Raw genomic sequence first — 17090 nt, 5'->3', positions numbered from 1 at the left:
CCGCGGGAAACGGAAGTTTGACATGAATGCCGTTCGCCCATCGCCGGAGCAATGGTCCAGTGATCTGGAGTTGATCACGATGGCGGCGAAGGCTGCGGGTGAAAAGGCGATGTCCTACTTCCGCAAGGATCCGGACGTCCAGTGGAAGAACGGCGGCCGCTCGCCTGTCAGCGAGGCGGATTTCGCTGCCAACGATATCCTCAAGGAAAAGCTTCTGGCAGCCCGGCCAAACTATGGCTGGCTGTCGGAGGAAACCGACGATGACGAGGCGAGGCTCGGCTGCGATACCGTCTTCGTTGTCGATCCGATCGATGGCACTCGCGCCTTTATCGCCGGCAAGGATGTCTGGTGCGTCAGCGTCGCTGTCGTGCATCTTGGCCGGCCTGTCGCTGGCGTTCTTTTCGCTCCGGCGCTTGGCGAACTGTTTCAGGCGACAGCGTCGGGCGAGGTGCTGAAGAACGGCGAACCGATTACCGTCAGGCCGATGGGCGCGGAGATGTTGCGGATTGCACTTGCCGAAGAAACCGTCGGCTTGCTGGAGCCCGGCTTCCGGGCCAGCGTGTCGCGCATCCCCCATGTGCCGTCGCTGGCCTACCGGATTGCGATGATCGCCGATGGCCGGATCGACGGCACTGTCGTCAAGAAGAATTCGCATGATTGGGATCTGGCAGCGGCCGATCTGATCCTGGAGCGGGCGGGTGGGGCAGTTTTTAACCTGGACGGACAGCCGCTTTCCTACAATCGCCCCAATGTTCGCCATACGGTCCTGTGTGCGGCGGCAAAGCCTGCATTACCGGCGTTGATTGCCGCGTCACGGGGGCTGGAGGGCCATTGACCTTTCCGGCTGAATGCCGCAAACCACAAGAAAATACGACAAGAAAATTGGAAGGTCTGATGGCTCAGAATTTGGAAACTAAGCAGCGTCTGCATCTGGTGTTCGGCGGTGAACTGACAACGCTGACCGGTGTTGAGTTCCGCGATCTGGAAAAACTCGATGTCGTCGGCATCTACCCTGACTATGACAGTGCCCTCACGGCCTGGAAGTCCAAGGCCCAGTTGACCGTCGACAACGCCCATATGCGCTATTTCATCGTGCACATGCACCGGCTGCTGGATCCGGAACAGGCTTGATGCCAAGGCGTTTTGGGCAGGTAAACCGCGCGGCTGAACGGGCCGCCGCCGCACACGCGGATAGCCTTCGTGGCCGCCGCTGCGCGGGGGGCCTGTCCATATGACCCGTATGCTCGCCCGGCTGGCGCTGTCCAGCTATCGCTGGATCGGCACCGCGGTCTATCCGTTGGTCTGGGGCTACCTCGCCGCCCGGGCCGCCAAGGGCAAGGAAGACAGTGCCCGCCGCCAGGAGCGCTATGGCCATGCCAGCGCACCACGCCCGCAAGGGCCGCTGGTCTGGTTTCATGCGGCCAGCGTCGGCGAAACCACTGCCATCATCCCGCTGATCAATGAAGTCGCGCGCCGCGGCATCTCGGTGGTCTTGACCACGGGTACGAAGACATCGGCGCGCATTGTCGCCGATCGGCTCGGCTCACGCGTCATTCATCAATATGTGCCGCTCGATTTCAAACCGGCTGTCAGCCGGTTCCTCGATTATTGGGAGCCGGATCTGGCAATCATCGCGGAGTCGGAGATCTGGCCGATGACGATGATGGAGCTTGGTCGGCGCCATATTCCACAGGTTCTCGTCAACGGCCGCCTGTCGGACCGGACCTTCGGCCGCTGGAAGAAGCGCCTCTGGCTGGCTGACGCGCTCTTTGAAAACCTGGCGCTTGTCATTGCCCAGTCCGAGGCCGATGCTGAACGCTTCCGCACGCTCGGCGCGCTGCCGGTCATGGTGTCGGGTAATCTGAAGGTCGATACCGATGCGCCGCCGTATGACAACCAGGCGCTGAAGCACTACCGCCAGCAAATTCGTGACCGCAAGACCTGGGCTGCCATCTCCACGTTCGAGGGCGAGGAAAATGCCGCCGGTATCGTTCATCGCGCCCTGAAGGAACGCACCGGCCTCCTGACCATCATTGTACCCCGCCATCCCGAGCGCTGCGATGCGATCGAGGCGATGCTCACGTCCAAGGGGCTGACGGTCGCGCGGCGCACCCGCAACGACCCGATCACGCCGGAAACCGATATCTTTCTCGGAGATACGATCGGGGAGATGGGGCTCTATCTGCGTTTGACCGAGGTTGCCTTTGTCGGCCGCTCGTTGTTTGGCGAAGGCGGGCAGAACCCGCTGGAGCCGGCCATGCTTGGCTGCGCCATCCTTTCGGGCGGCAATGTCCAGAATTTCCGCGATACCTACCAGATGCTCGCCAAGAACGGCAGCGCCAAGATCATCCGTGATGTCGAGATGTTGGCCAAGGGCGTGAATTATCTTCTCGTCAACGACGAGGTTCGTCGCAAGATGATCGATGCCGGGCTCGAAACCGTGCATGAAATGCGCGGAGCGCTGTCGGCGACGATCCGGGGCCTGGAGCCTTATATCAATCCGCTGACGGTGAAGGCGCGGCTGCAGCCACGCGGTGATAACTGACACTTTCTTCCGGTGGGGCATCCATGACGACCGACAAGACCATTTCCGGCATTCTCTTCGACAAGGACGGGACGCTGCTCGACTATGTGAAGAGCTGGGTGCCGGTGAACTATGAAGTCGCCAGCATCGCCGCCAATGGCGACGCCGAACTGGCAAAGCGACTGCTGGTCGCCGGTGGCATGGATCCCGACACCGGCCACGTCCTGCCCGACAGCCTGCTGGCCGCAGGCAATACCGTGGAGATTGCCACCGGCATGGTCGCGGCGGGCGCGCCCTATACGGTTGAGGCACTGACGGTGAAGCTCGACGGACTGTTTTCCAATTCGGCTGGATATGCGGTGCCGGTCACCGATCTCGCCACGTTCTTTGCCAATCTGCATGCCAAGGGCTATCGTCTTGGCGTCGCCTCCAGCGACAATGAACGCTCGATCCGCGAAACCGCCAAGCGTTTCGGTTTCGACGGGTACCTGCACTATGTCGCAGGTTATGACAGCGGGTTCGGCACCAAGCCCCAGCCGGGCATGGTGCACGGTTTCTGCGCGGCGACGGGGCTTGAGCCCCACCAGGTCGCCGTCGTCGGTGATAACAATCACGACCTGCACATGGGCCGCAATGCTGGTGTCGGCCTGACGGTTGCCGTTCTGACTGGCACCGGCTCGCCGCAATCGCTCGCGGCGGCATCGGATCATTGCTTGAACGACATCACCGAACTTGAGACGGTACTGGTCTAACGCCCACCCCAGCCGTCAGCGGAACAGCTGCATCAGCAGTGACGGCGCGTTGTTGGCGATGTTGAGCGCCTGAACCGCCAGCTGGACCTGTGCCTGGACGGCCTTGAGCTTGGTCGAGGCATCGCTCATGTCGGCGTCCACCAGGCGGCCGATACCCTTCTGGATCGTCGCGGTCAGGGTCCTGTTGAAATCCGTCTGCATGTCGATGCGCATGCTGAGCGATCCAAGCGTTGCTGCCCGGTCGGTCAGCGTCTTGTGGATATCGTCATAGCGCTTCAGCAGCAGATCGGTTGCTGTTTCAACGAGATCGGCAGGGACCTCGCCCATATGCGAGGCGCTGAACATATCGTCGGTGCCAAGGCCGATCTGGGTGCGGCCGTTGAAGGCTGGCAGCCATGCGGTGGTCTTGGCCGGGTCCGGGTGCGGCACGCCGCCGGTCATGCCGTCGGCTTGCGGGGTATCGACCAACCCGTTCTGCGCCGACGTGCTGCCGTCGGCGTTCTTGTAGGTGGCAGGGCCGAACACATTGAGGTTGCTGTCGCCATAGATGTTGATGATGCCGACCGTGCCTTTGGTATAGCTTGCAACGATGCCGCCAAAGGCGACATTGGTGTCCGGGGGGCTCATCTCGATATAGTTCAACGTCTTGCCGTTGCCGTCGACATAGCTTTTCTCGGTATAGTGCAGTTCGCCGGGCGCCAGAAGGTTGCGCCCGTTGAATGACGACGACTGCGTCGTCGAGAGAAACTGTTTTTCCAGTTCGTAAATCTCGGCGCTGACCTTGTAGCGATCGACGCCAGGCTCCTTCATCGCCATGATCTTGGTCTTGATCTCGGATGTGATGGAGATCAGGTCCTCCATCCCCTGATAGGACACATCGACCAGCGCGGCACCCAGTTCAAGTGCGTCGATTACGGTGCTCGTGGCCTTGGTGGTGTTGCGCATATCGGTGGCGATCGACCAATAGGCAGCATTGTCGGCGGCTTCCGATATCCGCATGCCGGTGGTGATGACATCCTGCATCTTGGCATGAGTGCTGTCATTATGGCGCAGAATCGCCAAAGCGGCGGTGGCCGCCGAGTTGAAACTTATATTCATTTTTAGATCCGCTACGAAAAACAAGAAAACGGAGGGCACCAAACCTGGTTAATCGAGAGTGCCGTAGTCTGGTTAATACTCGGTATACCGCCTGGGTTGTGGCAGGCGCCGCAGGCATGCTTGGCAGTGCTGCGTCAACAGCCGATCGGGCCTGCTGGTACGCCCGCGGCTTGCAATTCCCGGCGATCTGACGTTTGGTGTCGCGGATCGGGAGTGTTTTCTCTGCTGAGAAAATGTTTTCGATAGGACACGAATTTGCCGCGCAGAAGATTGCGAAAACCGGGAGTGACCGGCCGGCGCGGGAGGCCTGGAAGGACTGATGGTTTCTGATGCACCGCCATTCTGGTGGACAAAAGCGGATTGGCGCGCCTACGGACTCTGGCCGTTTTCCTGGATTTACGGGCGTATTTCCGGCTCGCGCATGGATCACGCGCGGCGCGCATCCGTGCCAGTTCCGGTCATTTGCGTGGGCAATTTCACCGTTGGTGGAGCAGGCAAGACGCCGACCGCAATCGCGCTTGCCCGGGCTGCCCGTCAGCGCGGGTTGAAACCCGGCTTCCTCAGCCGCGGTTATGGCGGTTCGCTTGATGTCACGACCGTGGTCGATCCGGCGCATCACCGGGCCCGCGACGTCGGCGACGAACCGCTGCTTCTCGCCCGCGAGGGGCTGGCCGTGGTTTGCCGCAAACGCGTCGAAGGCGCGCGCCGGCTGGTGGCTGAGGGCGCCGACCTCATCATCATGGACGACGGTTTTCAGAGCGCCCGGCTGACATTCGATTTTTCCCTGCTGGTGATCGATAGCCGCCGTGGCATCGGCAACGGCTTCCTGATCCCTGCCGGTCCTGTGCGGGCGCCGATCCCCCAGCAGATCCGTCATGCCTCCGCGCTGTTGAAGATCGGCAACGGCGATCGCGCCGATGCCCTGATCCGCCGCTCCGCCCGCGCCGGCAAGCAGATTTATGCCGCCAATGTCGAACATCTCGATGATGGTGGGCTGAAGGATGTGCAGGTTTTGGCTTGGGCCGGTATTGCCGATCCGGAAAAATTCTTCCGTACGGTTCGCGAAACGGGGGCGGTCATCGCCGAAACCCGCAGCTTTCCCGATCATCATCATTTTACCGAGGACGAGATCGGCGATCTTCTCGACCATGCCGCCGCCCACGGCTATCAGTTGGTGACCACTGCCAAGGACATGGTGCGACTGGAACCCGGGCATGGACGTGCCGGAGAACTGATGGAAAAAAGCCGGGTGATCGAAGTGGAAGTCCGTTTCGACGATCCCGGATCACCGGCTAAGATCATCGACGCAGCCGTCAACGCGGCCCGCACCCGAAACCTGCGCAAGTCGTAAGCGCAGGCTGCAAGAGGTGATCCGGTAGGAATGAAGCAGATTTACTTCTGGTTTGGCAGGATGCCGGCACGCTTGTCGGCCTCATAGGAGGCTTCGGCGTCGGCATAGGGCTCTTGCCGCGCAACGCTCCAGTAACGCAACTCATCGACGGGGATGACCGCGCCGGTCATCGCGCAGATGACATGCGATCCGGGCAGCACGATCTGGAAGTCGCCGTCGAGATAGCGGATTTTGGCTTCCCGGTTGCTGTTGCCCTCAAATCTGTTCATCGTCCTGCGACCCCGCATCACTTGTCGTCCGCTCTTTGGTGGCGCTGTCTCGACGGGCATCCGGATGAACGCGTCAAGACGAGCGTTCCAGCGTCATCTGTTGTGACCATGCTCTAGCGCGACATTGCCGAGATTTCCAGCGCAATTGACGGACTGGCTGCTTAACTGCGCCCGAACAGCCGTTCGATATCGGAAAGCTTCAGCTCGATATAGGTCGGTCGTCCGTGGTTGCACTGGCCAGAACCGGGCGTCGCCTCCATCTGCCTGAGCAGCGCGTTCATTTCCTCGGGGCGCAGCCGCCGTCCGGAACGCACCGAGCCGTGGCAGGCCATCGTAGCAGCGAGATAATCGAGCCGGCTGGCAAGACCGTTGGCGGTATCCCATTCGGCCAGTTCGTCGGCCAGTTGCCGTACCAGCCCAACCGCATCCATCTCGCCGAGCATGGAAGGTGTCTCGCGGATGGCGATGGCACCCGGGCCGAACCGTTCGATGCCGAGCCCGAGCCTTGAGAATTCGGCCGAATGGCTGATCAACCGGTCGCAATCGTCTTCCGGCAGATCGACGATCTCGGGAATGAGCAGGGCCTGGGCCGGGATCGGCCGCGAATTCAGGCCCTTGCGCAATTCCTCGAACACCAGCCGTTCATGGGCGGCATGCTGATCGACGATGACGAGGCCGTCTTCGGTCTGGGCAACGATGTAGTTTTCGTGCAGCTGTGCCCGCGCCGCACCCAGCGGGTGGGCTTTATCCGGTTGCGGAGCCGCCGCCAGTTCGGGTTCGCTCATTGGGGCGCGAGCGGACGGTATCGCCATTTCGGCAAAGGCTGCCTGCGGCCGTTCGCTGAAGCCATTGGACTCCGAGCCGAAATCCATAGGCCGGTAGGGGGAGGAGGCGGCCGTCCAGTTTGCGTTTTGCCTTTGCGGCTCCGGCCGGAAGGCTCGCATCAGCCCGCTGGCACCGGTGGTCGAAGCCCGGTCGCCATCTTGAGCCAGCGCCTGGCGGATCGCGCCGATGATCAGGCCGCGTATCATTCCCGGATCACGGAAGCGGACGTCGGACTTTGCCGGGTGCACGTTGACATCGACGACATCCGGATCGATCGTCAGTGACAATACGGCCACCGGATAGCGCCCCTGCGGGATGGTCTCGGCATAGGCGGCCCGCAATGCCGACCAGATCAGTTTGTCCTGTACCGGACGGCCATTGACGAAGGCATATTGCTGCAATGAATTGCCACGATTGAAAGTCGGTACTCCGGCAAAGCCGGTCAGCCGCGCGCCCTCGCGCTCGGCATCGATCTCGATCGCATTGTCGCGGAAATCCCGGCCCAGCACCTGGGCGATGCGGGCCAGCCGGTCATCACCGGTAGAAGCGAATTCCAGCGTCGTGCGATCAGAGCCGGACAGCACGAAACGCACCTCCGGAAAGGCGATCGCCATGCGCCGCACGACCTCGGAGATGGCGGATGCTTCCGCCCGTTCGGTCTTCATGAAGTTGAGCCGTGCCGGCGTCGCGAAAAAGAGATCGCGGACTTCGACCACGGTACCCTGGTTGACGGCGGCGGGTTTCACCGGCTGCAGCTTGCCACCGAAAACGCCGATCTCGGCACCGTGGCTGGCACCACCAGGCCGGCTGGTGATCGTCAGCCGGGCAACCGAACCGATCGATGGCAGAGCTTCGCCACGAAACCCGAGCGTGCGGATATCGAGAAGATTGTCATCGAGCTTGGACGTGCAATGGCGACGCACCGCCAGTTCCAGATCGTCCGGCCCCATGCCGCAGCCATTGTCAGTCACCCGCAACAAGGTCTTGCCGCCGCCCGCAGTGGCGATTTCGATACGGGTGGCGCCCGCATCGAGCGCATTCTCGATCAGTTCCTTGGCCGCGCTGGCAGGGCGTTCAATGACCTCACCGGCGGCGATCTGATTGATGAGGGTTTCCGAAAGTTGCTTGATGGCCATGGTCTATTGTCGGGGATTCGGCTGCACATGGAAAGTGTGATCGAGGGTCTATCCCCGGCTGTGTCGAGGTGTAGGCCCCATGACAAATTTAGCCGGGTTTAATCTGGCCTTAATACAAAGCTGCGAGGTTCGGCGACAGCCTGAATGAGCACAGGTTTTGTCATTTGGAGCCTGTGGCGCAGCTGTCCGCCCGGGAACGGAACCCCAGATACGGCCTGATCGGCGCGTTCGTCAGCATGTCCCCGGAAAAAGAAGCCGCCAAGGTTATATGAGGGCTATGCAATGAATGATGTAGCGTCTTTCGGCGCGAACATCCAGAAAACGGTGCTTGAGGCGACGTCTGACGCGCTCGGCTTGGCCATTCTTGTCTGCGACAAGAATGATGAGATTGTTTTTGCCACACGCCCCATTCTCCAGTTCTATCCCATTCCGGCGCATTTTCTGGAGGCTGGAACACGGCTGAAGGATTTTCTCGGCGCGATCTTCGATTCCGGCGTTCGCAGCGGCACGGCGCCCGAGAGCAGCCGCCGCCATGCCAATCGTGAGGAATGGATTTCCGAACATCTGTCGCACCATTGGCGCGAGCGTTTCGATGTGGTCGAACGCATCGGCCGCCACCGCTGGATCAACGTGCGCACGCGGCGCTTGTCGAACGGTCTCGGCATCGTCGCAATCAACGATGTTTCCGAGCAGAAAAAGCGCGACGAGCAGATGCAGCTCGATATGGAACGCGTCGAACTGACCGAGGGCATTCTCGATTGCCTGCCCAACCCGCTCTGCGTGAAAGATCGCAACCTCAGCTATATCGCCGTCAACAAGGCCTTCTGTGACCTCCACGGCATGACCCCGGACGCCATCCTTGGTCGGTCCGTCTGGGATCTTCTCGAGCCGGATCTGGCCGAAAAATTCGAACGCTCCGACCGCGTAACGCTGGAGAGCGGCGTTATCCATTGCCAGCCGGAGCAGATTGTGAAGGCGGATGGCGAGGATCTCTGGGTCGTCACCCGCAAGTTCCGTGTCGGCGATCCCGGCAAACATCTGCTGGTCACCTGCATGAACGACGTGACCGATCTGGTCGTGGGATATGACGGGCTGGATGGCATCACGTCCGGCCGGTCGCCGTTGCAAGTCAAGGATTACAGCACCTTTGCCCCGGCGCAGAATTGCTACGACCCCTTCCGCTCGATTGACATGCAGCATCTGGTCGAGGCGGGTGCCATCATCGACCCCGACATGAGGGGCAGGCAGAAAATCCTCTTGATGACGGCCGCCGCTGCTCTTGAAATCAACCTGGTGCCGCAGCTGCGCCGCTGGGGTTTTGATGCCTGCGCGGTCAGAAACGCCACTGAGCTTGCAGCGTTCAAGGATGCGTGTACAGCGCGCGGGATCACGATCGATGCCCTTCTGATCGACGGCACGATGGCCCATGCACTGGCGACGCTTGCGAACTGGACGGTGTCTCCCTCCCTGTTGATCGCCAAGGATTGGAAAGCCGTCGAATTGCGCGCCAGCATTACGGCGTTATGCGAACACGGCATCGGCGCGTTGCCGTCGGTGGAAGCCGAAGGCCCTGCCGATTGGGATATTATTGTGCCGGAAGCCAACCTGACCGGCCGGCCCATGCCGGAAGTCGAAGTCGTGGTCGCCGAGGACAACGAAATCAACCAGTTCGTCTTTGCCCAGATTCTCGAAGGGATCGGCATATCCTATCGTATCGCCGCCAACGGCGAGGAGGCCGTCAAGCTGTGGCAGCAATACCGGCCGAACCTTGTGCTGATGGACGTCTCGATGCCGGTGATGAATGGATTTGACGCGACACGCGCCATCCGCGCTCTTGAGAAAAATGCAGTGTTCCAGACGCCCATCATCGCCGTCACGGCGCAGGCGCTCGACATCGATATAGAACAAAGCAAGCTGGCCGGCATGGATGACTATATCACCAAGCCGATCAGCCCAGACATGATCGAGGCCGTCTACCGCAAGTTCGTCAACGCGAAAACTGAACGCATGGCGGGGTAATCGCTCACCAAGTTTGCAATCTCTAAAATAAGGCGGGAAAGCCAAGCAAAAGCACGGGTTTGAACCATATTTATGTCAACTCCCTAGAATTAGGGAGAAGGATGCGGAAAGAGGGCAAGAGGCGCTTTCGAAATTTTAACTCTCCATGCCCATCGTCTGTTCCTGAGACTGCCTGAATCCAAATCCTGGGAATGCGTTTATGAATTCTGCTGAAACACCGTCTCAGCACATCAGCCGGAATGACCTGCATGCAATGGCCTATACCGATCCGCTGACCGGGCTGGGCAATTCCTACAGACTGCGTGACAAGGTGCGTGAAATCGCCGCCGATCGCGCCAGCGATCCCGCGCCGTTCACGATCGGCCTTGCCAATCTCGACGGATTCAAGCCTATCAACGATCTCTTCGGTCCCAATGCCGGCGATGAAATCCTGTGCCAGGTGGCAAGCCGCCTTCTGGCCTGCGTACCGGATGGTGCAACGGTCATCCGCGCTGGCGGCGACGAGTTCGCCTTCGTCTTGCCGCTGGTCTTCGAGCGCAAGGCCGCCGAAAAGATCGGCCAGATGCTGAAAGAGGTTTTGTCGGCCCCCTTTGATCTGGGCGAGCGCAATGTTCGCCTGTCCGCCTCCTTCGGATTCGCCGTTTATCCGTTCGCCGGTGAGGAATTCGAGGACCTCTTGAAAAGCGCCGATACGGCGCTCTACCGTTCCAAACGTCGCGGCCGTGGCCAGATCACCGTCTATTCCCAGGAAATCGCCCAGGAGATGAAGCGCGCGACGCAGCTGGAGCAGGCGCTGCGCAATGCAATCATCGCCGATGAGGTCGATGTCCATTTTCAGCCGATCGTCAATTTGAAGACTGAAATGGTGGTGGGTTTCGAAGCGCTCGCCCGCTGGTGTGATCCGGATCTGGGCTATGTCTCTCCCGCCGTTTTCGTGCCGCTCGCCGAAGAGCGCGGCTTCATCGATTCCCTGTCCGAGACCCTGCTGCGCAAGGCGGCTGAGACGGCACTGCTCTGGCCGAAGGAGCTGTTTTTATCCTTCAATCTGTCGTCGGCGCAGCTGATGGACCCGATGACGGCCACCAATGTCCTGTCGATCATCCAGCGTGCGGGACTTGATCCACGTCGGCTGGAACTCGAAATCACCGAGACCGCTGTGATGACCGATGCGGATGTTGCCCAGAGGATCGTCACCGAACTGCGCGCCGCCGGCGTTCGCATCTCGCTCGACGATTTCGGCACGGGGCAATCAAGTCTTGGGCGCCTGCGGGATTTCTCCTTCGACAAGGTCAAGGTCGATCGCGCCTTCGTTTCGCGCATCTCCGCCGACCGCGCGTCCGAGCATATCGTCAAGGCGATCATCGCCATGTGCGAGGGGCTCAACCTCGAGGTCGTTGCCGAGGGGATCGAGGATTTCTCCGAGGCGCTGAAGCTCAAAGGGCTTGGCTGCGGCATGGGGCAGGGCTATTTTTACGGCAAGCCAGCAGACTCTGTCACGACGCTGCGTTATCTCGCTGAGAAATATCGCGAGACCAGCCCCGCACTCTCCGTCGCGGTCTGAGCCTTCAACTCTCCCGCTCCCGGCGTCCTTCCTCCAGGAGCCAATCGCGCACCCGGCGTGCCTGTTGGTTGAGTTCGCGTGAGCGCGGCCAGACGACGTAAAAGGCCAGATCGGTCTTCAGCACATGATTGCCGACCGGAACCAGCGCGCCCGAGCGAACCTGCCGCTCGATCAGATGGTTCCATCCAAGCGCGACGCCTTCACCGGCCAGCACCGCCTGGATCACCAGGACATAATCGTTCAGCGTCAACCGCCGTGCCTTGGCGGGGTAGGAAACGCCGGCACTGGCAAACCATTCCTGCCAGCTGTAGGCTTGCCTGACTGGTTCTTCCAGATGGATCAACGGGTGCTTCAACAAATCGGCCGGCCGTTGCGGCATGCCGTTGGCCTCGACGAAGGCGGGTGATGCGACGGCGCAGATCACCTCGGGCGCCAGAAGTGCGGTATGGTAGCGCGGCCAGTTGACCGGATCGCCGCCGCCGCGGATGGCAAGCGGGATCGGCTCTTCCTCAAGATCGAGATCGCGCACGCTGGTCTGGATGCGCAGGTCGATCTCGGGCAGGTCTTCACGCAGTTTCGTCAGCCGTGGCAGCATCCACATCGAGGCAAAGGCTGTGGATGCGGCGAGCGTCACATTGGTCTCGCGCCGCTTGGCCCGGATTTCTTCGGCCGATTTCTGGATGCGCGACAGTCCGAGCGACACGTCGGCATGGAACTTTTCGCCCGCTTCCGTCAATTGCACCGCGCGATGAACCCGGTGAAACAACGGCACGCCCAGTTGTTCCTCCAGGCCACGAATGGCATAGGAAACGGCGGCCTGCGTCATTGCCAGCTCATTGGCGGCACGCGTGAAGTTCTGATGTCGCCCGGCCGCCTCAAAGACGATCAGACTGGAGGCAGAAGGCAGCAGGCGGCGCAGAGTTTCCATAAATACAGCTTATATCATGTCTCCAATTTTTCCAGCGTTACACTGATCTTTTTCGCGGCTAGCCTCGACTGAGAAAAGGGGAGGCATCCGATGGAAACGCTTGTGGCTAACGAAGCAGAACCGGCAAGACGTTCACGCTCGGCGCGACCGGCAAGGCGTGACAATTCGGCCAGGATTACGGGCGTCCCCTATATCGCCCGCAACATCCCGACCTATGATATCCTCAGCGAGGAAAACCTTCAGAAGATCGAGCGGGTCGCCGATCGCATCCTGTCTGAGGTTGGCATCGAGTTCCGCGACGATCCCGCATCGATCGACCACTGGAAGCGGGCAGGGGCGAAGGTCGATGGTCTGCTTGTCCGCTTCGAGCCCGGCATGCTGAACGAGATCGTTTCCACTGCACCCGCCCAGTTTACCCAGCACGCCCGCAATCCCGCCCATAATGTCGAGATCGGCGGCAGGAATGTTGTCTTCTCCCCGGCCTATGGCTCGCCCTTCGTCATGGACCTCGACAAGGGCCGCCGTTACGGCACGCTGGAAGATTTCCGCAATTTCATCAAGCTCGCCCAGTCGAGCCCCTGGCTGCACCATTCCGGCGGTACGATCTGCGAGCCGGTCGATGTGCCGGTCAATAAGCGCCATCTCGACATGGTCTACAGCCATATCAAATATTCCGATCGCGCCTTCATGGGGTCGATCACCGCCGAAGACCGGGCGGAGGATTCGATCGACATGGCGCGGATCGTCTTCGGCCGTGATTTCGTCGATCAGAACTGCGTCATCCTTGGCAATGTCAACGTCAACTCGCCGCTCGTCTGGGATGGCACCATGACGAAATCGCTGCGCGCCTATGCCCGTGCCAATCAGGCTGCCGTCATCGTGCCGTTCATTCTCGGTGGCGCCATGGGGCCGGTCACCAATGCCGGAGCGATTGCCCAGTCTTACGCTGAGACGCTGGCCGGCTGTGCGTTGACCCAGCTGGAGCGCAAGGGCGCGCCGGTGATCTTCGGCAATTTCCTGTCGTCCATGTCGCTGCGCTCGGGATCGCCGACCTTCGGCACACCGGAACCGGCCATAGGCTCGATGGTGATCGGCCAACTCGCCCGGCGGCTGAAATTGCCGCTGCGCTGCGCCGGCAATTTCTCCAATTCGAAGCTGCCGGATGCACAGGCAATGCAGGAAGGCGTCATGTCGATGCTGTCTGCCGTGCATTGCGGCGCCAACTTCATCCTGCATTCCGCCGGCTTCCTCGATGGGCTGCTGGCGATGTCCTACGAGAAATTCGTCATGGACACGGATTTTTGCGGCGCATTGCATTCCTACCTCGCGGGTGTCGTGGTGGACGACAATACGCTGGCCATGGACGCCTTCCTGCAGGTGGGACCGGGTAGCCATTTTCTCGGCTGCGATCACACCATGCGCAACTATCAAACCGCATTTTGGGATTCCGCTCTCTCCGACAACGAACCTTTTGAAAAATGGAGCGAGGAGGGCGGCTCGACCGACATGGCGGCGCGCGCCAACAAGCGCTGGAAAAAGACGCTGGCCGAATATGAAGCGCCGCCGCTGGATGTGGCAATCGACGAGGCGTTGGACGACTATATGACACGACGCAAGAGCAGCATGGCCGATGCCTGGTATTGATACCGGGCATCTCGCCTCCCGGGAAAACAGAATGACCTCGACGAAAGATCCGTTGCTCCAGCCCTATCAGCTCAGGCATCTGACATTGAAAAACCGGATCATGTCGACCTCGCATGAGCCGGCCTATTCCGAAGACGGCATGCCGAAAGACCGCTACCGGCTCTATCATCTCGAAAAGGCCAAGGGCGGCATCGCGCTGACCATGACGGCGGGTTCGGCGATCGTCTCGGAGGATTCGCCGCCGGCCTTTGGCAATCTCTATGCCTATTCCGATGAGATCGTGCCATGGCTGAAGAAGATTGCTGACGACTGTCATGAGCACGGCGCCGCCGTGATGATCCAGCTTACCCATCTGGGCCGCCGCACCGGCTGGAACAAGGGCGACTGGCTGCCGGTGCTGTCGCCGTCACCCGTGCGCGAAGCCGCCCATCGGGCGTTTCCAAAGGAGATCGAGGATTGGGATATCGAGCGCATCGTTGGCGATTATGCCAGCGCCGCTCAGCGCATGCAGGCGGCAGGGCTGGACGGCATAGAGTTCGAAGCCTACGGCCATCTGATGGATGGTTTCTGGTCTCCCGCGACCAACCATCGCGACGACGAATTCGGCGGTTCGCTCGATAACCGCATGCGCTTTTCCGACATGGTTCTCGATGCGGTGCGCAAGGCTGTCGGCCCGGATTTCATCGTCGGTATCCGCATGGTGGCGGATGAGCAATGGGATATCGGCCTCTCGCGCGAGGAAGGCGTCGCGATCGCCAAACGGCTGGCCGGGTCCGGCAAGGTCGATTTCCTGAACATCATCCGCGGTCATATCGATCACGATGCGCATCTGACCAATGTTATCCCGATCCAGGGCATGGTCGCATCGCCGCATCTGGATTTCGCAGGCGAGGTTCGCACCGCCACCAAATTCCCGGTCTTCCACGCCGCCCGCATTGCCGATGTCGCGACCGCCCGCCATGCGATCGCCGAAGGCAAGCTCGATATGGTGGGCATGACGCGCGCCCATATCGCCGATCCGCATATCGTCAAGAAAATCATCGAAGGCCGCGAAAACCAGATCCGCCCATGCGTCGGCGCCACGTATTGTCTTGATCGCATTTACGAGGGCGGCGGTGCGCTCTGTATTCACAATGCGGCGACAGGCCGTGAGGCAACCATCCCGCATGTGATTTCGAAGACAATCGGACCTCTGCGGAAAGCCGTCGTGGTCGGAGCGGGGCCGGCGGGACTTGAGGCCGCACGGGTTCTGGCGGAGCGTGGTCATTCCGTCGAAGTGCTCGAGGCGACCGGGGAGGCCGGGGGCCAGATCCTGCTCGCAGCCCGCAATCCGCGCCGCAAGGAAATGATCGGCATCGTTGACTGGCGCCTGTCCGAGCTGGAGCGTCTCGGCGTTCCTATTCATTTCAATGTCTTTGCCGAAGCTGAGGATATCGTGGAGCGAAAGCCGGATCTGGTGGTCATCGCCACCGGCGGCATCGCACAAAATCCGGTTCTCGAAGCGGGCGAAGACCTGGTGGTCTCCAGCTGGGATATCATCGCCGGTGTTATCAAGCCGGAAGGTCCCGTCCTGCTCTACGATGACAATGGCGCCCATACCGGCATGACAGCGGCGGAATTGATTGCGGCAAGTGGTGCCGAACTGGAGATCGTCTCCCCGGAACGCATGTTCGCCCCGGAAATCGGCGGCATGAACCATGTTCCCTATGCCAAGGCATTTGCCGAAAAGAATGTCCGGGTGACGATCAATACAAGGCTGAAATCGGTGCGCCGCGAGGGCAACCAATTGGTTGCTGTGCTTGGCTCTGACTATTCGGAAAGGGCCGCGGTCGAACGGCGGGTGGCGCAGGTCGTGGTCGAACACGGAACCCTGCCGATGGCCGACCTCTATCTCGCGCTGAAGCCGCTGTCGCGCAATCTCGGTGCGGTGGACTACAAGGCGCTGATCCGCCAGGAAAATCCGATCAAGACTCGTAATCCGGACGGGGAGTTCGATCTTTTCCGCATCGGCGACGCCGTTGCCAGCCGCAATATTCACGCGGGCATCTATGACGCGCTTCGCTACGGGGTACTGTTCTAAACAGAAACGGCGGCGCTTTCGCACCGCCGTTTCGCCTCACCCAGCCCTCTACGGGATTACGGGTTGGTCGCAGGCTGTTCAGCCGGCTTCATTGCAGGATCCGCTGCCGGAGCCGTTGACGACGTGGTTGTCGTATCAACCGGCGTATTGGCATTCTGTTCAGCTACCTGCTGCGACTTGGTCTTGAATTCCGGCGCTGCCTTCAGCGTATCGGCGGTTTCCGCCGTGGTCAGCTTCAGGTCGTCGGAGTTCGGTACATCGGCAACCGTAATCGTATCCAGCGGAACGGCGACGTTCTTTTCACCGATCCCCAGGAAGCCACCAACGCCGATGACAGCCGCTTCGACCGAGCCGTCCTTGGTGAAGATCACGTCATTGATCTCACCGATGCTTTCATCCGAAGCATTGTAGACGGACTGGCCGATATAGGTGCTGGCCGCAATCTGGTCTGCTCCCTGTTCGGTCAGGTAACCGGAACCTGCGGCTGGCGTGGTTGCGGCCGCCTGGTCCATCGGCTTCTTCATCGCGTCAGCCGGCTGCTCGGTGCCGCTCATTGGCGTTTCCATGGTCTGCGGCTGAGCCGACGGCTGTGTTGTTTCCTGAGCAAAACTCATGGGTGCGAATACGGTGACGCCAGCAAAAAGTGCACCTGCGGCGACGGAAGCTACGAGTTTCTTGGTCATTGTAAACCTACCTTTTCGTTCTCTTTGTCGATCAAAGCGCGGGGTTCAAATCCTTGCCGCCGCACCGGTGATGCAAACACAACGGCTCAGGTGGAGGGTGGTTCCGTAAAAAAATATGCAATTGGAGGAGGAACTTTTCGTTTTATAAGCAGGCTACGGAAGCTGGCTTCAGCCAGAACGGAAAGGAATTCGGCCAATACGCTTGAACCAGGTAATGCTG

14 protein-coding genes are annotated in these 17090 nt (G+C 60.5%); 9 read left to right on the top strand and 5 right to left on the bottom strand.

The window, feature by feature from the left end:
• Positions 1–22: 22 nt before the first annotated feature.
• The 4 genes from ASD36_RS02895 to ASD36_RS02880 all read left to right on the top strand — a co-directional run bounded on the left by ASD36_RS02895 (position 23) and on the right by ASD36_RS02880 (position 3276).
• Positions 23–835 (top strand): 3'(2'),5'-bisphosphate nucleotidase CysQ, encoded by an 813-nt coding sequence (locus ASD36_RS02895; protein ID WP_060504758.1) that lies wholly within the window; start codon positions 23–25, stop codon positions 833–835.
• 59 nt (positions 836–894) lie between these two features.
• Entirely contained in the window at positions 895–1131 is a 237-nt protein-coding gene (locus tag ASD36_RS02890) for a DUF4170 domain-containing protein (protein ID WP_060504759.1), read from the top strand.
• Positions 1132–1231: 100 nt separating this feature from the next.
• The gene (gene waaA / locus ASD36_RS02885) at positions 1232–2545 is read left to right on the top strand and encodes a lipid IV(A) 3-deoxy-D-manno-octulosonic acid transferase (RefSeq protein WP_060504760.1); all 1314 of its coding nucleotides are present in this window, start codon (positions 1232–1234) and stop codon (positions 2543–2545) included.
• A gap of 23 nt (positions 2546–2568) precedes the next feature.
• Entirely contained in the window at positions 2569–3276 is a 708-nt protein-coding gene (locus ASD36_RS02880) for an HAD family hydrolase (protein ID WP_060504761.1), read from the top strand.
• A 15-nt stretch (positions 3277–3291) separates the two neighbouring features.
• Here ASD36_RS02880 and ASD36_RS02875 read toward each other — a convergent pair whose 3' ends face one another.
• Positions 3292–4374, bottom strand: a complete 1083-nt coding sequence (locus tag ASD36_RS02875) for a flagellin (RefSeq protein WP_060504762.1) — start codon at positions 4372–4374, stop codon at positions 3292–3294.
• A gap of 319 nt (positions 4375–4693) precedes the next feature.
• Here ASD36_RS02875 and lpxK point away from each other — a divergent pair, with 319 nt between their 5' ends.
• Positions 4694–5725, top strand: coding sequence for a tetraacyldisaccharide 4'-kinase (gene lpxK / locus ASD36_RS02870; protein ID WP_060504763.1), 1032 nt, complete (start codon positions 4694–4696; stop codon positions 5723–5725).
• 41 nt (positions 5726–5766) lie between these two features.
• On the opposite strand, the gene ASD36_RS02865 is transcribed toward lpxK, so the two are convergent.
• Both ASD36_RS02865 and mutL read right to left on the bottom strand, forming a co-directional pair.
• Positions 5767–5994 (bottom strand): DUF2093 domain-containing protein, encoded by a 228-nt coding sequence (locus tag ASD36_RS02865; protein WP_060504764.1) that lies wholly within the window; start codon positions 5992–5994, stop codon positions 5767–5769.
• 161 nt (positions 5995–6155) lie between these two features.
• Entirely contained in the window at positions 6156–7955 is a 1800-nt protein-coding gene (gene mutL / locus ASD36_RS02860) for a DNA mismatch repair endonuclease MutL (RefSeq protein WP_060504765.1), read from the bottom strand.
• Between the two features lie 282 nt (positions 7956–8237).
• On the opposite strand from mutL, the gene ASD36_RS02855 reads away from it, so the two are divergent.
• Positions 8238–9974: a response regulator gene (locus tag ASD36_RS02855; RefSeq protein ID WP_060504766.1), complete on the top strand. Its 1737-nt coding sequence runs from the start codon at positions 8238–8240 to the stop codon at positions 9972–9974.
• Positions 9975–10173: 199 nt separating this feature from the next.
• A complete protein-coding gene (locus tag ASD36_RS02850) occupies positions 10174–11535 on the top strand; it encodes an EAL domain-containing protein (RefSeq protein WP_060504767.1) in 1362 nt (453 codons plus the stop codon).
• 4 nt (positions 11536–11539) lie between these two features.
• Here ASD36_RS02850 and ASD36_RS02845 read toward each other — a convergent pair whose 3' ends face one another.
• Positions 11540–12463, bottom strand: coding sequence for a LysR substrate-binding domain-containing protein (locus ASD36_RS02845; protein ID WP_060504768.1), 924 nt, complete (start codon positions 12461–12463; stop codon positions 11540–11542).
• 90 nt (positions 12464–12553) lie between these two features.
• On the opposite strand from ASD36_RS02845, the gene ASD36_RS02840 reads away from it, so the two are divergent.
• Positions 12554–14107: a trimethylamine methyltransferase family protein gene (locus ASD36_RS02840; protein WP_060504769.1), complete on the top strand. Its 1554-nt coding sequence runs from the start codon at positions 12554–12556 to the stop codon at positions 14105–14107.
• Between the two features lie 31 nt (positions 14108–14138).
• A complete protein-coding gene (locus ASD36_RS02835) occupies positions 14139–16187 on the top strand; it encodes an NADH:flavin oxidoreductase (protein ID WP_060504770.1) in 2049 nt (682 codons plus the stop codon).
• Between the two features lie 56 nt (positions 16188–16243).
• On the opposite strand, the gene ASD36_RS02830 is transcribed toward ASD36_RS02835, so the two are convergent.
• The gene (locus tag ASD36_RS02830; protein ID WP_060504771.1) at positions 16244–16870 is read right to left on the bottom strand and encodes a PRC-barrel domain-containing protein; all 627 of its coding nucleotides are present in this window, start codon (positions 16868–16870) and stop codon (positions 16244–16246) included.
• Between the last annotated feature and the right edge of the window lie 220 nt (positions 16871–17090).

The sequence above is a fragment of the Rhizobium sp. Root1334 genome, assembly GCF_001426665.1.
GTDB lineage: Bacteria > Pseudomonadota > Alphaproteobacteria > Rhizobiales > Rhizobiaceae > Pararhizobium.
This window is presented reverse-complemented; position numbering and strand designations above follow the sequence as displayed.